Annotated in this window: 19 protein-coding genes; 2 read left to right on the forward strand and 17 right to left on the reverse strand. The window is 59.8% G+C overall.

The features are described from left to right. Positions 1-96 precede the first annotated feature (96 nt). Complete coding sequence (locus ACJ8J5_RS07520) at positions 97-780, forward strand: YtjB family periplasmic protein (protein ID WP_197833287.1); 684 nt, start codon at positions 97-99, stop codon at positions 778-780. A 1-nt stretch (position 781) separates the two neighbouring features. Here the strand turns inward: ACJ8J5_RS07520 and yjjJ are convergent, their stop codons facing one another. From yjjJ to ACJ8J5_RS07600, 16 genes are all read right to left on the reverse strand, one after another. After that, a complete protein-coding gene (gene yjjJ / locus ACJ8J5_RS07525) occupies positions 782-2,125 on the reverse strand; it encodes a type II toxin-antitoxin system HipA family toxin YjjJ (RefSeq protein ID WP_230507070.1) in 1,344 nt (447 codons plus the stop codon). 137 nt (positions 2,126-2,262) lie between these two features. Beyond that, complete coding sequence (gene deoD, locus ACJ8J5_RS07530; protein WP_004933059.1) at positions 2,263-2,994, reverse strand: purine-nucleoside phosphorylase; 732 nt, start codon at positions 2,992-2,994, stop codon at positions 2,263-2,265. A gap of 166 nt (positions 2,995-3,160) precedes the next feature. Further along, positions 3,161-4,384 (reverse strand): phosphopentomutase, encoded by a 1,224-nt coding sequence (gene deoB, locus ACJ8J5_RS07535; protein WP_043136044.1) that lies wholly within the window; start codon positions 4,382-4,384, stop codon positions 3,161-3,163. Positions 4,385-4,454: 70 nt separating this feature from the next. Beyond that, entirely contained in the window at positions 4,455-5,777 is a 1,323-nt protein-coding gene (gene deoA, locus ACJ8J5_RS07540) for a thymidine phosphorylase (RefSeq protein ID WP_043136047.1), read from the reverse strand. Between the two features lie 66 nt (positions 5,778-5,843). Continuing rightward, positions 5,844-6,623: a deoxyribose-phosphate aldolase gene (gene deoC, locus ACJ8J5_RS07545; protein ID WP_414104732.1), complete on the reverse strand. Its 780-nt coding sequence runs from the start codon at positions 6,621-6,623 to the stop codon at positions 5,844-5,846. 370 nt (positions 6,624-6,993) lie between these two features. Continuing rightward, positions 6,994-8,271 carry a NupC/NupG family nucleoside CNT transporter gene (locus tag ACJ8J5_RS07550; RefSeq protein ID WP_038630188.1) on the reverse strand — a complete coding sequence of 426 codons (1,278 nt, stop codon included), beginning with the start codon at positions 8,269-8,271 and terminating at the stop codon, positions 6,994-6,996. Between the two features lie 183 nt (positions 8,272-8,454). Beyond that, complete coding sequence (locus ACJ8J5_RS07555) at positions 8,455-9,237, reverse strand: TatD family hydrolase (RefSeq protein WP_147823071.1); 783 nt, start codon at positions 9,235-9,237, stop codon at positions 8,455-8,457. Continuing rightward, a complete protein-coding gene (locus ACJ8J5_RS07560; protein ID WP_025305211.1) occupies positions 9,234-10,352 on the reverse strand; it encodes a patatin-like phospholipase family protein in 1,119 nt (372 codons plus the stop codon). Before ACJ8J5_RS07560 ends, ACJ8J5_RS07555 begins: the two co-directional genes overlap by 4 nt. A 10-nt stretch (positions 10,353-10,362) precedes the next feature. After that, the gene (locus ACJ8J5_RS07565; RefSeq protein ID WP_025305210.1) at positions 10,363-10,548 is read right to left on the reverse strand and encodes a CsbD family protein; all 186 of its coding nucleotides are present in this window, start codon (positions 10,546-10,548) and stop codon (positions 10,363-10,365) included. 68 nt (positions 10,549-10,616) lie between these two features. Next, positions 10,617-10,778, reverse strand: a complete 162-nt coding sequence (locus tag ACJ8J5_RS07570; protein ID WP_004857650.1) for a DUF1328 domain-containing protein — start codon at positions 10,776-10,778, stop codon at positions 10,617-10,619. Between the two features lie 161 nt (positions 10,779-10,939). Then, positions 10,940-11,554, reverse strand: coding sequence for a molecular chaperone OsmY (osmY, locus tag ACJ8J5_RS07575; protein WP_025305209.1), 615 nt, complete (start codon positions 11,552-11,554; stop codon positions 10,940-10,942). Between the two features lie 517 nt (positions 11,555-12,071). Further along, positions 12,072-13,661: a peptide chain release factor 3 gene (gene prfC / locus ACJ8J5_RS07580; RefSeq protein WP_025305208.1), complete on the reverse strand. Its 1,590-nt coding sequence runs from the start codon at positions 13,659-13,661 to the stop codon at positions 12,072-12,074. 146 nt (positions 13,662-13,807) lie between these two features. Then, positions 13,808-15,073 carry a type II toxin-antitoxin system HipA family toxin gene (locus ACJ8J5_RS07585; RefSeq protein WP_406902813.1) on the reverse strand — a complete coding sequence of 422 codons (1,266 nt, stop codon included), beginning with the start codon at positions 15,071-15,073 and terminating at the stop codon, positions 13,808-13,810. 3 nt (positions 15,074-15,076) lie between these two features. Then, positions 15,077-15,382, reverse strand: a complete 306-nt coding sequence (locus ACJ8J5_RS07590; RefSeq protein WP_043136062.1) for a helix-turn-helix domain-containing protein — start codon at positions 15,380-15,382, stop codon at positions 15,077-15,079. A gap of 154 nt (positions 15,383-15,536) precedes the next feature. Continuing rightward, on the reverse strand, positions 15,537-15,980 hold the full coding sequence (gene rimI, locus ACJ8J5_RS07595) for a ribosomal protein S18-alanine N-acetyltransferase (RefSeq protein ID WP_049294806.1): 444 nt from the start codon (positions 15,978-15,980) through the stop codon (positions 15,537-15,539). Next, a complete protein-coding gene (locus ACJ8J5_RS07600) occupies positions 15,925-16,362 on the reverse strand; it encodes a DNA polymerase III subunit psi (RefSeq protein WP_141971082.1) in 438 nt (145 codons plus the stop codon). Before ACJ8J5_RS07600 ends, rimI begins: the two co-directional genes overlap by 56 nt. Before the next feature lie 146 nt (positions 16,363-16,508). On the opposite strand from ACJ8J5_RS07600, the gene rsmC reads away from it, so the two are divergent. Beyond that, positions 16,509-17,549, forward strand: a complete 1,041-nt coding sequence (gene rsmC / locus ACJ8J5_RS07605; RefSeq protein ID WP_342095830.1) for a 16S rRNA (guanine(1207)-N(2))-methyltransferase RsmC — start codon at positions 16,509-16,511, stop codon at positions 17,547-17,549. Positions 17,550-17,600: 51 nt separating this feature from the next. Here the strand turns inward: rsmC and ACJ8J5_RS07610 are convergent, their stop codons facing one another. Continuing rightward, positions 17,601-18,593 carry an aldo/keto reductase gene (locus ACJ8J5_RS07610; protein WP_025305204.1) on the reverse strand — a complete coding sequence of 331 codons (993 nt, stop codon included), beginning with the start codon at positions 18,591-18,593 and terminating at the stop codon, positions 17,601-17,603. Positions 18,594-18,654: the final 61 nt, after the last annotated feature.

The following is an 18,654-nucleotide window of genomic DNA, read 5'->3' on the forward strand; positions in this document are numbered from 1 at the left end:
TGGACAAAAACGCTGCATGATAAAACGACGCATCAAGCTATCCTATCGCCAGCGGTTCTGGCAACATAAAGTGTCCCCGATGCCCAAGGAACCTGCATGGCTCGCGCTAAACTGAAATTTCGCCTGCACCGCACCGCTATTATCCTGATTTGCCTGGCTTTGCTGGTGCTGCTGATGCAGGGCGCCTCTTATTTTAGCCTGAGTCACCAAATGGCGCGATCCGAGCAGGTTGAAGAGCTGGCGCAGACGCTGACCAAACAGGTCGCCTACAGCCTGGCGCCGCTGCTGGACGACGACGGCAACACCCCGCGCATCGACGCCATCCTCAAGCAGCTCACCGATCACAGCCGCATTCTCGACGTCAGCGTGTATCAGCAGGATGGCACGCTGGTCTCCCACGCCGGGGAACAGATAAGTATACGCGATCGCCTGTCGCTCGACGGCAAGCGCGCCGGCAGCTATTTCAACCACCAGTTGGTCGAATCCATTCAGGGCAAAGACGGCCCGATCGGCTTTATCCGCATCACCCTCGACACCCACGTGCTGGCAACCGAATCCAAGCAGGTGGACAACACCACCAACCTGCTGCGCCTGATGATCCTGCTGGCGCTGGCGATCGGCATCATTCTGGCGCGCACCCTGCTGCAACACCGCCGCAGCCGCTGGCAGCAGTCGCCGTACCTGTTGACCGCCAACACGCCGTTGGCAGAAGGCAATACGGTGGAAGATGACGAAGAGGATGCGCCGGAGAAAAAACAGGAAGCGCCGAAGAAGGAGTAACTCAGGCCAGGCGCTGAATGCGCTCGTGCAGCTTCTGCAGTTGCACCAACATTTGCTCGGCAATCGCCCGGAACGCCTCGCTGATGTCGTCATGTTGCGCCGTTTGCCGCCAGAACTCGAGAGCCAATCGCTCCGCTTGCCGCCAGACGGCGCCGCTCACCTCGTTGCTCAAACGGATCTCCACCGCGTCGTGGCGCAGATTACCGCTGCTTGCCGGGGCAAAAGCCATCGGCAACATATCATACAAAGGCGCCAACATGACCGGCCGCTGGGTTATCCGCAAGAACGACAGGTTGCCTTGGTGCATATCGCTATTGGCGATCAACCGGCCAAAGGCCCAATACAGGGCAATCCGTTGGTAGGCAGAGTGATTGATCACCCCTTGCTGTAATAGCCTCTCGGCGGCCACGACCCAGTTGGCATGGCCGCTGCCGCTGAACTCGGCATCCAACGCCTCCAGCGACACCATCGCTACCCGCCCTTCTTCAGCGATGCGATCAAAGCGCTCAATCTCTAAAAAGCATTGCCGGTCGGCACCGAACAGGATTTGCGCCGATGCGGCAGGCAATCCCGCAGCGGCGACCGTCTGCAACGCCAGCGACTCGGCGATCAGCAAATCGCTCCAGCGCTGTGCAATGACATGCGTCGGCGCCAGGCTGAACTTCACCAAAACATGCGCGCGGCGCCCAGACGCCAGCTCAGCATAGGCGGCAAATTTGGGCTGCTCGCCACCGGCGGAAGAGCCCACCAGTTCCCCGGCCAGCGCCTGGACAGACAATGCGGCGTAACGCTCGGCTTTATCTTCCACCGTGATGGCGAGGGCAGTATCCCGCATTAACCAGCGCTGATAGCTATCGGCACCAGGCAGCAGATCGCCGGTCATGTCTTCGCCATAACGGCAGAGCGCCAACAAGCGTTGGCCTTCATCCCATCGCCGCACATCCTCCGGCAAATTCAACTCGCGCGCCGCTGCTTTTCCCCAGGCTCGCCCGAGAAAGCCAATCGGCCGCAGGTCGTTCAAATACCATGGCATACCATCATAGAGCTGCCACTCTCCGCTGCGCTCATCGCACACCGCACAGTTATCGGCAGGATACAGCGGGCAAAGCGTGGCAAACAGGTGCGCCTTACCCCGTTCATCAACCCGATACATCGGAAACTGCCTCTCACCGCCGATCCCGCGCCGCAATACATAGCGCGTCGCCTTACCTTTACCAAGGATCAATACCGCGCCCGCCAGTTCGCGGATACGGCGCGATAGCGTCGGCTGGCTGATGCCTAACGCTTCTGTCAGTTGACGAGCCGTAGCCGGCCCATGGCGCAAAACTTGTTCAACGGTGATCATCAGATGAATAGATTGGCGAATAGATTGATAGAGGAAGTAATAGCGTTAAACGGCAGAAAGGTAAAGCGTTAGCCAAAACTGGCCAAGCGGAATGAATAGATTGACGGGCGGGCGCCATGATGACGCCCGCCGGGGTATTACGCTTTGTCGCCCAGCAGCACGGATTCCAGCGCGATAACGATCATTTCGTTAAAGGTGGTCTGGCGTTCCGCCGCCGTGGTCGCTTCGTGACGCAGGATGTGGTCGGACACGGTGCAGATGGTCAGCGCCTTGCAGCCGAACTCTTCGTACAGCTCCGCCGCCACGCCGTAGATGCCGGCCGCTTCCATTTCCACGCCCAGGATGCCGTACTTCTTCATCACCTGGAACATGTCCGGATCCGGGGTGTAGAACAGGTCGGCGGAGAAGATGTTGCCCACGCGCGCCGGGATGCCCTGCGCCGCCGCCGCGTCGACCGCGTTGCGCACCATGTCGAAGTCGGCGATCGCCGCGTAGTCGTTGTCCTTGAAGCGCAGACGGTTCACCTTGGAGTCGGTGCACGCGCCCATGCCGATCACCACGTCGCGCAGTTTGATATCGTCACGCACCGCGCCGCAGGAACCGACGCGAATGATCTTCTTCACGCCGAATTCGGCAATCAGCTCGCGCGCATAGATGGAGCAGGACGGGATGCCCATACCGTGGCCCATTACGGAGATGCGGCGGCCTTTGTAGGTGCCGGTGAAGCCCAACATGCCGCGCACGTTGTTCACTTCCACCGCGCCTTCCAGGAAGGTTTCGGCGATGTATTTTGCGCGCAGCGGGTCGCCCGGCATCAGTACTACGTCAGCGAAATCACCCATCTCAGCATTAATGTGCGGCGTAGCCATAATTTTCTTCCTTTAGAAATCTTATTTAATAAAAACGTCAAACATCTAAGCCTTGAATGTCGAGTTGCAGCCAGGCAGCTAGCGGGTGAATCCCCAGTCGCTTACTTGAGTAAGCGACTGGGGTTCACGCGTGAAGCTAACAACGCTACGGCTTGAAAGACAGAGCTTAGAACAGGGTCTTACCGTAATCCATCGGCGACAGGCCAAAGTAATTGGCGACGGTCTGGCCGATGTCGGCGAAGGTCTCGCGGTGGCCCAGCGAGCCCGGTTTCACTTTCGGGCCGTAAACCAGCACCGGGATGTGCTCGCGGGTGTGGTCGGTGCCCGGCCAGGTTGGGTCGCAGCCGTGGTCGGCGGTGAAGATGATGATGTCTTCGTCTTTCACCAGCTTCAGCAGCTCCGGCAGGCGGCGGTCGAACAGCTCCAGCGCGGCGGCGTAGCCCGCCACGTCGCGGCGGTGGCCGTAAGAGGAGTCGAAGTCCACGAAGTTGGTGAACACAATGGTGTTATCGCCGGCCTTTTCCATTTCAATCAGGGTCGCGTCAAACAGCGCATCGATGCCGGTCGCCTTCACCTTCTTGGTGATGCCAACGTTGGCGTAGATGTCGGCGATTTTACCGATCGACACCACTTCGCCGCCCTTCTCGTCCACCAGCTTTTTCAGCACGGTCGGCGCCGGCGGCTCTACCGCCAGATCGTGACGGTTGCCGGTGCGCTGGAAGTGGCCCGGCTTATCGCCGACGAACGGACGCGCGATCACGCGACCGATGTTGTAACCGCCTTCGGTCAGCTCTTCACGCGCAATTTCGCACAGCTCATACAGACGATCCAGGCCGAAGGTTTCTTCATGGCAGGCGATCTGGAACACCGAGTCAGCGGAGGTGTAGAAAATCGGCTTGCCGGTTTTCATGTGCTCTTCGCCCAGCTGATCGAGGATCACGGTGCCGGATGAGTGGCAGTTGCCCAGGTAGCCCGGCAGCTTGGCGCGTTCGACCAGTTTGTCCAGCAGCGCCTGCGGGAAGCTGTTGTGCTCGTCCTTGAAGTAACCCCAGTCGAACAGCACCGGCACGCCGGCGATTTCCCAGTGGCCCGACGGCGTGTCTTTACCGGAAGAGAGTTCGCTGGCGTAAGCGTAAGCACCGATGATATCGGCGTTGCGATCCAGCCCCTGCGGGAAGTTGCCGGTGGACTCTTCCGCCGCTTTGCCAAGGCCCAGACGGCTCAGGTTAGGCAGCGTCAGAGGGCCCTGGCGGCCCACGTTGGCCTCACCACGCGCGCAAACTTCGGCAATATGGCCCAGGGTGTCAGAACCCCGATCGCCAAAACGTTCGGCGTCTTCGCTGGCACCGATACCGAAGGAGTCCAATACCATAATAAATGTACGTTTCATCTGTGCTCTCCTGCGTGTTCTCACGCTTTGGACGGCCGCGAAAAAGCCGCGGTCGTTCCTGATTCTTGGGTTATTCCGTGATGCGCTTATACACCACCGGCGTCGCTTCCGGCGCCTTGTCGCTCAACGTCATTGCGCTGCGCACCGCATCGGCCGCCAGCTGCCAGCTCTCTTCATCGTTGGCGTGGATCATCGCCAGCGGTTGCTGGGTATCCACCTTATCGCCCAGGCGCGCCACCTCGGTCAGGCCAACGCTGTAGTCGATGGCGTCGCTTGCCCGGCGACGGCCGCCGCCCAGCGACACCACCGCCATACCCAGCGCACGGGTATCCATGGCGCTGATGATGCCCGGCTTTTCAGCATACACCGGCTTGCTCAGCGTTGCCGCCGGCAGATAGCTATCATAACGTTCGACGAAGTCTATCGGCCCTTGCTGCGCCGCCACCATGCGGCCAAACACCTCAGCCGCTTTGCCGTTGTCCAGCACCGCCTGCAGTTTGGCGCGCGCATCGGCCTCGTCTTGCGCCAGGCCGCCGGACAGCAGCATCTCCACGCACAGCGCCAGCGTCACTTCCAGCAGGCGCGGGTTGCGGTATTCGCCGGTCAGGAAGCGCACCGCTTCGCGCACTTCCACCGCGTTACCGGCGCTGGAAGCCAGCACCTGATTCATGTCGGTCAGCAGCGCGGTGGTCTTGCAGCCCGCGCCGTTGGCCACGCCGACGATCGCCTGCGCCAAATCTTGCGACAGGGCATAGGTCGGCATAAAGGCGCCCGAGCCCACCTTCACGTCCATCACCAGCGCATCCAGCCCTTCCGCCAGCTTCTTGGCCAGAATGGAGGCGGTGATCAGCGGGATCGAATCCACGGTGGCGGTGATATCGCGGGTGGCGTAGAAACGTTTGTCCGCCGGCGCCAGCGAGCTGGTCTGGCCGATGATCGCCACGCCGACGTCCTGAATAATTTTGCGGAAGGCGTTATCGTCCGGGAAAATATTGAAGCCCGGAATGGCTTCCAGCTTGTCCAGCGTGCCGCCGGTATGCCCCAGGCCGCGGCCGGAGATCATCGGCACATAGCCGCCGCAGGCCGCCACCATCGGGCCGAGCATCAGCGAGGTCACGTCGCCCACGCCGCCGGTCGAATGCTTGTCGACGATAGGGCCGTTCAGCGCCAGGCTCTTCCAGTCCAGCACGGTGCCGGAATCGCGCATCGCCATGGTGAGCGCCACGCGCTCCGGCATGCTCATGTCATGGAAATAAATGGTCATCGCCAGCGCGGCGATCTGCCCTTCCGACACCACGTTGTCGCGAATGCCGTTGATGAAGAAGCGGATTTCCGCTTCGCTTAACGGCTGGCCGTCGCGTTTCTTACGAATAATTTCTTGAGCCAGGAACAAGGCATCCCCCTGTGTCGCCGAGAGTCGGTGCAGACGGGCGCGCCAGGCGCCCGCCAACGAAATCGATCAGTAACCGCCGCCGGTGGTCTGGGTCTGGTGGCCCAGCGCGGTCAGCAAGCTGGCCAGCAGGCTGGAAGCGCCAAAGCGGAAATGCCGCGCGTCGGCCCACCCCTCGCCCAGAATACGATCGGCAAGTTGCAGATAATGCAGCGCGTCTTCCGCGGTGCGCACGCCGCCGGCCGGCTTGAAGCCCACGGTCTTCGCCACGCCCATATCTCGGATCACCGACATCATCAGCTCGGCGCTCTCCAGGGTGGCGTTGACCGGCACCTTGCCGGTGGAGGTCTTGATAAAGTCCGCCCCGGCCTTGATGGCGATCTCGGACGCTTTGCGGATCAGATCGGCCTGCTTCAGCTCACCGGTTTCGACGATCACTTTCAGCAGCACGTTGGCCGCCTGGCATGCCTGCTTGCACTGTTTCACCAGCTCGAAGCCGACCTGTTCGTTGCCGGCGATCAGCGCGCGGTAAGGGAACACCACGTCCACTTCATCCGCGCCATAGGCGATGGCCGCGCGGGTTTCCGCCAGCGCGATGTCGATATCGTCGTTGCCATGCGGGAAGTTGGTCACGGTGGCGATACGGATGTCCGGCGTGCCTTGCTCGCGCAGCGCCTTACGCGCCACCGGGATAAAACGCGGGTAGATGCAGATGGCCGCCGTGTGGCCGGCCGGGCTGTTGGCCTGACGACAGAGGGCGATCACTTTCTCGTCGGTGTCATCATCGTTCAGCGTGGTTAAATCCATCAAGTTCAGCGCACGTTGCGCTGCTGCGGTTAATTCGGTCATAAAACTCTCCAACTGAGTACCTGGGTGTTGGCGAGCGGACTTGGTTCCATGAAGATAGCGCAGGGGAACAGCGTTCCCGCGGCGGCAACTGAGATCCTTCTCACCGCACATGGCCACCCGCCTTGCGGCCGGCCAGTAATAGCTATTTGAACACGAATGCCGGGGGCGATTCGCGTTCATCGTCACACTATATGAAATAGCACTGTAACAGACCGGAATTATATGTGAAGAACATCACAAAATAACGCGATATCGTTCACAAATTCGCTAAAGAAGCGGCTGAAGATCGCGGGGGCGACAAACACCCACGTTGCTTAGAGTATAGGCGGAGTCCCGCGATCGGTCGCGCCGTCGCGGGCTCCGTGAAGGCTTACAGCGCCAGGAAGAAACCGGCGATGGTGGCGCTCATCAGGTTGGACAGCGTGCCCGCCGCCACGGCTTTCAGACCGAAGCGCGCGATGTCATGGCGACGGTTGGGCGCCATGCTGCCCAAACCGCCCAGCAGGATCGCCACCGAGGAGAGGTTGGCGAAACCGCACAGCGCAAAGGAGATGATCGCCTTGGTGTGCGTTGACAGCACCTGCAGGCCTTCTGCCGCCACCACATCGTCCGGGCGCAGATAGGCGCCGAAGTTCATGTAGGCGACAAACTCGTTGACGATGATCTTCTGGCCGATAAACGAGCCGGCGGTCATCGCTTCACTCCACGGCACGCCGATCAGGAAGGCGATCGGTGAGAACACCCAACCGAGGATCAGTTCGAGCGACAGCTGCGGGTAATCGAACCAGCCGCCGATGCCGCCGAGAATGCCGTTGAGCAAGGCGATCAGCGCGATAAACGCCAGCAGCATCGCACCGACGTTCAGCGCCAGCTGCATGCCGGAGGCCGCGCCGGAAGCCGCCGCGTCGATCACGTTGGCCGGACGCTCTTCTTCGGCGATCAGCTTCATCGCATCGTCTTTATCGTGGGTCTGCTCGGTTTCCGGCACCATCAGCTTGGCGAACAGCAGCCCGCCCGGCGCGGCCATGAAGGACGCGGCGATCAGGTATTCCAACGGTACGCCCATCTGCGCGTACCCCGCCAACACCGAACCGGCTACCGAGGCCAGGCCGCCGCACATCACGGCGAACAGTTCTGACTGGCTCATGGTGGCGATATACGGGCGCACCACCAGCGGCGCTTCGGTCTGGCCGACGAAAATGTTGGCGGTCGCCGACAGCGATTCGGTGCGCGAGGTGCCCAGCAGCTTGTGCAGGCCGCCGCCCAGCACACGGATCACCAACTGCATGATGCCGAGGTAGTACAGCACCGCAATCAGCGAGGAGAAGAACACGATCACCGGTAGAACGCGCAGCGCGAACACGAAGCCGCCGCCGCCGAACACTTCGAACATCTTGTCGGACACCAGCCCGCCGAAGATGAACGAAATGCCCTGATTGCCGTAGGCGATAACGTTTGCCACGCCGTTAGACATACTGCCGAGGATGCTGCGGCCCAGCGGCACGTAGAGCACCAGCGCGCCGATGCCGATCTGAATGATGAACGCCCACACGACGGTGCGCAATTTGATGGCCCGGCGGTTGCTGGAGAGCAGCACCGCAATGGCGATCAGCACCGCCATGCCAACCAGACTCATGATGAGTTGCATGCAAAGTTTCCCTGTTGCAAAAAATAAAATACATCCCTGCTCATGAAGAGAGGTCTGCTATTGGAGAGTTTCGGGGGGATTATACTGAGCGAGGTCACCCTCGCACCGATTTATGTCACAAATGTATACAACGAGACGCAAATGAAAATCTTATAACGTGATACAAGTCACGTTATGTTGACTTCAATTTGGCATGGCGAACAGCGTTTGGGTATTGCGTTGCAGGTGGGCGGCGATCTCGTCGGCCGACTCCGGCCGCAGTTCACACAGCGTCTGAAACACCTCGGCGGCGCGTTCGGGGCGATTCGGTTGCCCCTGATAGCCGGCCAGCGGCATGTCCGGCGCATCGGTCTCCAGCAGCAGCGCCTCTAGCGGCAGCTGCGCCATCACGGCGCGCGTTTTCTGCGCCCGCTCATAGGTGATGGTGCCGCCCACGCCGATGTAATAGCCGAGGCGAATAAACGCCTGCGCCTGCGACAGGCTACCAGCAAAGCCGTGCACCACACCGCGACGCGGCAGCTGCATGCGCCGCAGCGCGGCGGCCAACTGATCGTGGGTGCGGCGCGAATGCAGGATCACCGGCAGGTCATACTGTTTCGCCAGCTTCAACTGGGCCAGCAGCAGGCTTTGCTGCCGCTCGAACTGTGGGTTGTCCATATACAGATCGAGCCCGATCTCCCCCACCGCCACCAGCTTGTGCGGCCGTTCGGCCAACAGCATCGCCAGCTGTTCCAGCTGCGGCTCATGATGCTGCGCGATATATAGCGGGTGCAGACCCAGCGCGGCGAACAGCGGCGCATGCTCCTGCGCCAGCCGCAACACCCGCGCGAAGCGATCGGCAGTGACCGTCGGGACGATGATGCGCTGCACGCCGGCGCTTGCCGCCCGCGCCAGGCTCTCGACTTCATGCCCGGTAAAGGGCGGGAAATCGAAATGGCAGTGGGTATCGGTAAAGGCGTAACTCACAGCGCCCCCCCTTCACCCGGCGGCAGATCGCCCGGCAGGATGATTTTCGGTGCCGCTACTGCCGCCTCCGGCTGCGCCGCCCGCTCGGTGGGCATGGCGATGTCGGTCACGATCGGCGAAGGCATTCTGACGTTCTCCGGCTGGATCAGGCGGCGCGACAACGCTTTTCGCACCTTGATGCCGTCGGGCTCCGGCTGTGCCATCCACTGGCCGACGGTGGCCAGAAAGTAGCGGCCACAGCGGCGCCCCAGGTGATAATCCTGATTGAGCGCTCCCAATCGGCTGCCCAGCGCATTGCTGGCCAGCGGCTTCGGCGGGAAGATCTCGAAGATGCGCAGCTTGCCCGGCGGCTTTTCGATAAAGCGCTGGATGCGGTGATAGCTTTGCTCGTGATGCTGCAGGATGCGCACCATCTGCTGCAGGCTGCTGTCGCTCAGCCAATGCTCCATGCGCTTCATCCACTGCGGGGTGTAGTACATCTGCGAAGGCACGGTGCGGATCACCACGATAGTGTCAGCGCCGCGGCGATAGGCCTCTTCCACCGGGATCGCATCACTGATGCCGCCGTCCTGATAGCTGACGCCGTCCAGCTCCACTCCCTGGCGATAGAAGCCGGGAATGGCGCTGGATGCCTTGATGGCCGGCAGCCAGCGTTCGCGCTGCGCAGGCAGATAGGTCGGCTCGAAATCGTCGCTGCGGCAGGCGCACAGTAAGAATTCGCGCCCGTCGGTAAAATGCTGTTCCGCCACGTCCATCGCCAGCGGCATCTGCGCCGCCGCCGTATCAACCAGCCAATCGAGATCGATCAGATGCCCGCCGCGCACGAAGCGCAGCGGATTGAAGAACTGTGCCGAAGTGGTGTAACGGGTGATCACCCGGCGCGCGTAGCCCATCTGCCCGCAGATATAGGCAGACAGATTCTGAGCGCCGGCCGATGTGCCGATCAACAGATCGAAAGGGTTAAAGCCCGCGCGCTGAAACTCGTCCAGCACGCCGGCGGTGAAAATGCCGCGCTGGCCGCCGCCTTCGCAGACCAGCGCCATTTTGCCTGGCCGAAAGGGTTTAGACGCCAGCGGTTCTATATTGCCGAGCGTGATGGGTATTCTGTATCCCAACTTGGCATCCTCAGTGAGACGTTTTCTCCGAGGATACCGCGTCTCGCTCTCTTCCGTAATCCTCTTGCAGTACGCCGGCGAGGAAATCGTTGCTGCCGGCCAGCCAGGCGCAATCGCTGCCGGACCATTCGGCCCACGCCTGCCATACCTGGCCTTTCAGCTGTTTCCAGCGCCCGACGATGATGTCGCTGTTCATGTCCGGCCCTCCCCGACGTGAGAAAAGGAGTTAAGCTTTGTTACAGTTTACGGGAAAATGCCGGCCGGCTAAGGGCGCCGGCGGCCGGTGAACAGGCTGACCAGGAACAGGATGATGCCGACGACGAACACGATTTTAGCCGCCCAGGCGGCGGTGCCCGCCAGCGAACCGAACCCCAGTGCCGCAGCGATAAGCGCGATAACTAAAAAGATAATGCCCCAACGAAACATAAGCTTCTCCTTACCATTGTGAAAAAATTCGCTGCCGTCTACCGCCCCGACAACGGGACATCGACGGCAAATCAGTTTCTTTTTTTGGTGGTACACGTCGGGCCGCCTTGACGGCCCGACAGATGCGGCTTGTTGTTACTTGTTACGGGCGCCTGGCGGGATTACTGCTTAACCACCAGGTCGTTTTTCACGCTTTTCACGCCATCGATAGCCTTGGCGATGCTTTCGGCACGCTCAGACTGCGCCTGCGTTTTCACTTCACCGGAAAGCTGCACCACGCCATCGGTGGTTTCCACTTTCACATTGCGCGACGGCACGATGTCATCGGCCAGCAGCTTGGCTTTCAGCTCACTGGTGGTGGCGGTGTCGCCGGCATACGATTTGATCGATTGATTGGCTTCATCTTTCACGTGCAGCTTGTCGCTAACGGTTTTGACGCCTTCCACCTTGCCGGCAACCGCAACTGCATGCTCCGCCTGCGCCTGGCTGCCGACAAACCCGCTCAGGATCACGGTGCCTTTTTCGGTTTTCACCGAAATGTCAGTGCTTTTGATGGTCTTATCGTCCACCAACGCACTTTTAACTTTAGCCGTTATCGCGCTGTCATCCATGTAACCGTCAACTTTTTTCATGGAGCTATCGATTTTGGCACCGGCACTGTCCGCGGCGTTAGACGCCTTGTTGAGCAGACTGTCTTCGGCTAGCGCAGTGCCGCTCACCAAAGCAGAACCCAAAACAACAGCCATCAGCGAGTGTGCAAATTTGGTCTTTTTCATCGATCTCTTCCTTTTGTTGGGGGCCCGCAGCGCCAGAGTGCCGGAACCCTTCAGCCACCTTCACGCGGCCTCTCGGTAAATACTTCATCATCGCTATACGATTAAGCGTTCACGATAGGAATATTGCAACAGCCGTGCCAACTCAATAAACACCTTTAAAATCAAGCAAAAGAAGCGTTGAGTCGGATTTTTAATCAAAAAACTGTCGCCTATTGACGACAGACTAAGTGACACGAAACGGTAAAATAGTCATCTCATTGATATTTAAGGAAACAGACTGTCTCCTATCGGCAACACATCAGAATAACTCACCAAACAATCAGCGTATTGCAGTGATTTACTCTCAAGCAATGTGCGGACATCTCGTTAAAGATAGACCATGCGGCGGAAAACGCAGGCCAATCGCGTCTCGCCTTGGCGATGTCGATTCGCAGGATAAAATATGAGGAAGTTTTATTAATTAGCGAAGTGAGAATACGGGGAGCTGGCAGGGCGCACCGGGCGCCCTGCAGAGTTATCAGTGTTCGCGGGTTTTGCGGAAGGTCACGTCAGGATAGCGTTCCTGCGTCAGGTTGAGGTTCACCATGGTCGGCGCGATGTAGGACAGGTTGTCCCCACCGTCCAGCGCCAGGTTGATCTCGTTCTTGCGCTTGAACTCTTCGAACTTCTTCACGTCGTCGCACTCGACCCAGCGTGCCGTCGACACGTTGACCGACTCATACAGCGCTTCCACGTTGTACTCGCTCTTCAAACGCGCCACGACCACGTCGAACTGCAGCACGCCGACCGCACCGACGATCAGATCGTTGTTGGCGATCGGGCGGAACACCTGCACCGCGCCCTCTTCGGACAGCTGCACCAACCCCTTCAACAGCTGTTTCTGCTTCAGCGGATCGCGCAGGCGAATGCGGCGGAACAGTTCCGGCGCGAAGTTCGGGATGCCGGTGAACTTCATGTCTTCGCCCTGGGTGAAGGTATCGCCGATCTGAATGGTACCGTGGTTGTGCAGACCGATGATGTCGCCCGGGTAGGCTTCTTCCACGTGCGAACGGTCACCGGCCATAAAGGTCAGCGCGTCGGAGATCACCACGTCTTTGCCGGTGCGCACCTGGCGCAGCTTCATGCCTTTCTCGTAACGGCCGGACACCACGCGCATAAAGGCCACGCGGTCGCGGTGCTTCGGATCCATGTTGGCCTGGATCTTGAACACGAAACCGGTGAATTTCTCTTCCGCCGCCGTTACTTCACGGGTGTCGGTTTTACGCGGCATCGGCGCCGGCGCCCAGGCCACCAGGCCGTCCAGCATGTGATCCACGCCGAAGTTGCCGAGTGCGGTACCGAAGAACACCGGCGTCAGCTCGCCGCTCAGGAAGGCCTCCTGATCGAACTCGTGGGAAGCGCCCTGCACCAGTTCCAACTCATCGCGCAGCTGCGCCGCCAGATCTTCGCCCACGGCGATATCCAGTTCCGGGTTGTTCAGGCCTTTGACGATGCGCACTTCCTGAATGGTGTGGCCTTTACCGGTCTGGTACAGGTAGGTTTCATCCTTGTACAGGTGGTAAACGCCTTTGAACAGCTTGCCGCAGCCGATCGGCCAGGTGATAGGCGAACAGGCGATTTTCAGTTCGCGCTCGACTTCGTCCATCACTTCCATCGGATCGCGGATGTCGCGGTCCAGCTTGTTCATGAAGGTCAGGATCGGCGTGTCGCGCAGACGGGTGACTTCCATCAGCTTGCGGGTACGATCCTCAACGCCCTTGGCGGCGTCGATCACCATCAGACAGCAGTCGACGGCGGTCAGGGTGCGATACGTATCTTCGGAGAAGTCTTCGTGCCCCGGGGTATCCAGCAGGTTGACCAGGCTGTCGCGATACGGGAACTGCATCACCGAGGTGGTGATCGAGATCCCACGCTGCTTTTCCATTTCCATCCAGTCGGATTTGGCGTGCTGGCTGGAGCCGCGGCCTTTTACCGTACCGGCGGTCTGGATCGCCTGTCCGAACAGCAGCACTTTTTCGGTAATGGTGGTTTTACCGGCATCGGGGTGCGAGATGATGGCGAAAGTTCTTCTTTTGGAGACTTCGCGGGCAAATTCACTAGGAGACATGGTTTTCAGGTTCTACGGTTAGTCCGCCCTGCGACATCATCAGAACGCGCCGATCGCGGCGCCGGGCAAAGCGGTGAATAAAAGATAACAGCCGGGCATTTTCGCCGATTTGCCAACCGGTGACAATCAATGGATCCGATTTCCCGCTAACGCAGGCGGAAATCGGGAGACAAAGCGGCCCAATGCCGGCGCAATACCGATTTGTGATCGTCCGCCATCGGCAGCTCTTCCAATAAGGCCGGCCACAAATTTCGCGCCTTGTCGATGGCATCCACCAGGTGCACCCGTATCGCAGACCAGGGCATATCGACCCGCTCAGCCCAGCGTTCGAAGGTTTGCATTGAGATCCTATCCCAGCGCTTTTCCTTCGCCATATTGAGCGCAGCCTCAGACTCACCAGGAATATAAGCCAACGTAGTGACGATGTCATAAGCGGGAGAAAGCCGAATATCAGTCTGGTTTGGATAGAACATGGACCAATTTTTTACGTGCGCATCGCCATTGGCGAGCAAAATATTCGCCAACAGACGGCGCGCCATTTGCTGCACATCCGCTAAAGATTCACTGCCATACTCATAGAGATAAGCCGCTATTTGATCGTAATTTTTGCCGCGGTATTTATCGTGCGCGTAAATCTCGAATATCTGGGCAAAATCTTCTGCATGCACTCGCCCGCTTTCGCTGCGGTCAAAACGACGGGTGGCATAAGCATAGGGTTCATCCGCCAAGCGAATATCAGGCAAGTGTTCAAGTCGTGTCAGTTCAACCAGCTCAATATCAGGAATATCCACGCCGATGGCTTGCGCCAAACGCATTGCCGTATATTCATTTTCAGGGAGATGACGATGAACCGTTGAAGGCGTTTTAATGATCCAGCTATCAGCGCCCACCTGAGAAGAAATGTTGAAGCGGCCCTCTTTGCGCACAGAGGAAAATTTCATTTGTACCCCTGCCAGAGAAAACTTTTGCGCCTCCATCCCAACATCAATTTGCACGGCTTCCAACTCGCCGCGCGACCTTAACGCCCAGGCGGGTATGTCACTGGCAGCCAACGGCCGTGCTTCAAGCGCTCCCGGCAAGTTTCCACCGGCCCAGGCAATTAAAGGAAACTCCTCATTCACATGGGCTTTCAACGACTGTGCCACCCAAGCGCGCAGTGCGCCTTCGGGTAACAAGTTGGATAAAACGGGCGGCAGACGCTGCGATGACTGTAAAACTTGCTCAAGATACCCCGCGTGCGCCTTCTGCCTGAGCGTAAACAAAGGACGAACACGCTCCGGCAAAGCGAGGTAGTGTGGATCAAACGTCAGGATGTTTCTGCCGCCGCTGTAATGCGCCAGCACGCCAACACGCACGCCATGCAATATCAAGGCTAATGCCTGTACCGATTCAACCTGTCGCAGCCCTTTCATCAGCTAGTCCTCGAGATCTTTCAGTTTTTTTTCAAAATCCTGCGGCTTACCGACTTCCGGTGCGCTACTCACTTCCTGTTGCAGCAGGCACTCCACATCACGGGCAGACTTTTTTGGCACGATGACATATTCCAAATTCATCGCCGCCAATATTCGTAGCAACGTGCTTACCCGCATATCGCTCCCCGCTTCAATACGCTGATATTGCTGTTGGGTCATGCCAATCTTCATTAAAAAGTCTTTTTGACTCCAACCCAACTCACTGCGTTTTTCTTTCAGCAACGCTGATATTTCGGATAGTTTTCTCATCCGCGCCTCCAAACAACGCATTGATTGTCTCACCAGCAATAAACAACAAACTAGTTGTCGAGACAGTGAAAAACAACTTTTTTGATGTAAATTAATGAAGAAACAACTTTTTAGTTGTAAAAGGGAATGCAAACAATAAACAGGATGTTTTAGATTACCCCAGCGGCAGCGCCATCACGATCGCGTCTTCGCGGCCGTGGGCGCTCGGGTAATAATTGCGGCGCACGGTGACCTCGTTGAAACCGAGATCTTCATACAGCGCGATCGCCGCCTGGTTGGAAGCACGCACCTCCAGCCACAGCGTAACCACGCCGCGGCTCTCCAGCTGTTCGATCACCGCGTTGAGCAGCAGGCGGCCAAAGCCCCGGCGCTGGTACTGCGGATGGATGGCGATGTTGAACAGCGTGGCTTCGTCCAGCACGATCTGCGTGATGGCGAACCCCGCCATCGCCCCGTCGGCGCTCAGCTTCAGGTTAAGGTAGCGATCGCCCTGATTGCTGGCGAAGGTGGTTTCCGTCCAGGGAAAAGCGTGGCTGGCTTGCTCAATGGTGAAGGCCGTGGCCAGATCGGCCGCCGTCAGGGTAGAAATCGTGTTCATGATGACAAATCTGCTGCCAGAGGGCGCGTTTGGCCCCCGCGTCTTGGGAAAGCTCGGCCAGCGCCGGGCTGTGTAGCTGCGCGCCGGCGACCGCAAGCGGTTCCGCCACGCCCAGCCGCCAACTGTTGCATGCGGTCTCTTCAGACAGCATCGCCGCCTGTTCCGGTGTCAGGCTGTAAGTTTGCGCCGGCGTCAGCCCCAGGCTGCGCAGCACGTCGCAAAACAGCGGATCGTCGGGTGCGGGCAGCGTCTGCGCCACCACCAGCAGGCGCGCCTCGGGCGGCAGACTGACCGCCACTTCGCCCTGCAACACGCTCGGGCGGCGCAATGTCCACTGCGTAATACCCAGTTGTTGTAACAGCCAGTCGCGTTTTGATGCCATGCCGATTCCTACCCGTTGTGGTGCGCCATGCCTGCCATGCGCCGCGCTATGCTAACAAACCCGCGCAGCCCGCGCCAACAAACCCGTCGAACATATCGCCACAAAGCTCTATAATCCCCGGTCTCATTTCCAGGAGCCAATATCTGATGTCTGCATTAACCCCCGCCAGTGAAGTCATGCTGCGCCACAGTGATGAATTTATCGAACGCCGCGTGCTGTTTGCCGGCGACCTGCAGGACAGCCTGCCGGCCCAATTCGAGGCCGCGGACGTGCGCGTCCACACTCAGCATTACCATCACTGGCAGTTACTGAACCGGACGATGGGCGATAACGTGCAGTTCGGTTTGACCGTCGATCCCGCTTTCGTCGCCGACTGCGACACGCTGGTTTACTACTGGCCGAAGAGCAAGCAGGAAGCGCAATTCCAGCTGTGCAACATCCTGGCGCTATTGCCGGTAGGCGTGGACGTGTTCGTGGTCGGTGAAAACCGCAGCGGCGTGCGCAGCGCCGAGCCAACGCTGGAAGGCCACGTTGCGCTGGTGAAAATCGACAGCGCGCGCCGCTGTGGCCTGTATCACGGCCGCCTGGACGCGCAGACCGAATTCGACCTGAACGACTGGTGGGACAGCTATCAGCTGCACGATCTGGAAGTGAAAACGCTGCCGGGCGTGTTCAGCCGCGACGGCCTGGACGTCGGCAGCTCACTGCTGCTGTCGACGCTGGAAAAACACATGAAAGGCAAGGTGCTGGACATCGGCTGCGGCGCCGGCGTGATGGCCTCGGTGATGGCCAAGCTGTCGCCGAAGGTGAAACTGACCCTCAGCGACGTCAACGCCGCCGCGGTGGAGTCCAGCCGCGCGACGCTGGCCGCCAACGGCATCGAAGGCGAAGTGATCGTCAGCAACGTTTACTCCGACATCACCGGCCGTTTCGACATGATCATCTCCAACCCGCCGTTCCACGACGGGCTGCAGACCAGCCTGACCGCCGCCGAGACCCTGATCCGCGGCGCGGTGAAGCACCTGCCGATCGGCGGCCGGCTGCGCATCGTCGCCAACGCCTTCCTGCCGTACCCGGACATTCTGGACGCCACCTTCGGCAGCCACGAAGTGCTGGCGCAGAACGGCCGCTTCAAGGTGTATCAGGCCACCGTCGGCCGCCCGCCGCGCGCGCCGAAGAGGAAATAATTCGCCGTTGGCGGAAAACGACAGAGCGCGGCCTGAGGCCGCGCTTTTTTTTTAGCCGTTGATATAGGTCATCGACTCGGCGCCGTAGCGTTCGCCGGCCGCCGCACTCAGTGGGAACACCGCGTCGATCGCCGCCAGCTCAGCCGCGCTCAGCGTTATCTCCGCCGCCGCGACGTTCTCTTCCAGGTAGCGACGGCGTTTGGTGCCGGGGATCGGCACGATGTGCTCGCCCTGCGCCAACACCCAGGCCAGCGCCAGCTGCGAAGGTTTGACGCCCTTCTGCGCCGCCAGCTCGCCCACCTTCTCCACCAGCGCCAGGTTGCGGGCGAAGTTTTCCCCCTGGAAACGCGGGTTGCCTCGGCGGAAATCGTCCTCGGCCAGATCCTCCGGCCGCCGGATAGCGCCGGTGAGGAAACCGCGCCCTAACGGGCTGTAAGGCACAAAGCCGATGCCCAGGCGCTCACAGGCCGCCAGCACGCCCTGCTCGGCGTCGCGCGTCCACAGTGAATACTCGGTCTGCAGCGCCGTGATCGGATGTACCTTGTGCGCCCGCTCCAGCGTGGCCACCGACGCCTCACTCAGGCCGATATGGCGGATCTTGCCTTCGCGGATCAGATCCGCCATCGTGCCGACGACGTCTTCGATCGGCACCTGCGGATCGACCCGGTGCTGATAATAAAGATCGATCTCCTCCACGCCCAAGCGCCGCAGGCTGCCCTCGACGGAGCGCCGGATATACTCGGGGCGGCTGCTGACGCCGCGCGCCGAAGGATCCGCCGGATCGCGCAGGATGCCGAACTTGGTGGCCAGGAACACCTGTTGCCGTTTGCCTTTGATCGCTTCCCCCACCAGCGCTTCGTTGGTGTGCGGGCCATACATGTCGGCGGTGTCGAGCAGCGTGACGCCCAGCTCCAGCGCCCGGTGCAGCGTGGCGATGGCTTCCTGCCGATCGGCGCCGGTGGAGTAGAAGTCGCTCATGCCCATGCATCCCAGCCCCAGGGCGGAGACGACGGGACCGTGGGAACCCAGTTTACGTTGTTGCATTGTGCTGCCCTCATGCGGTGAATGGATAACGCAGCAAAGTCTGGTTGTTTACGCTACAAAG

Source organism: Serratia sp. CY43202 (assembly GCF_052168755.1).
Lineage (GTDB): Bacteria > Pseudomonadota > Gammaproteobacteria > Enterobacterales > Enterobacteriaceae > Serratia > Serratia bockelmannii.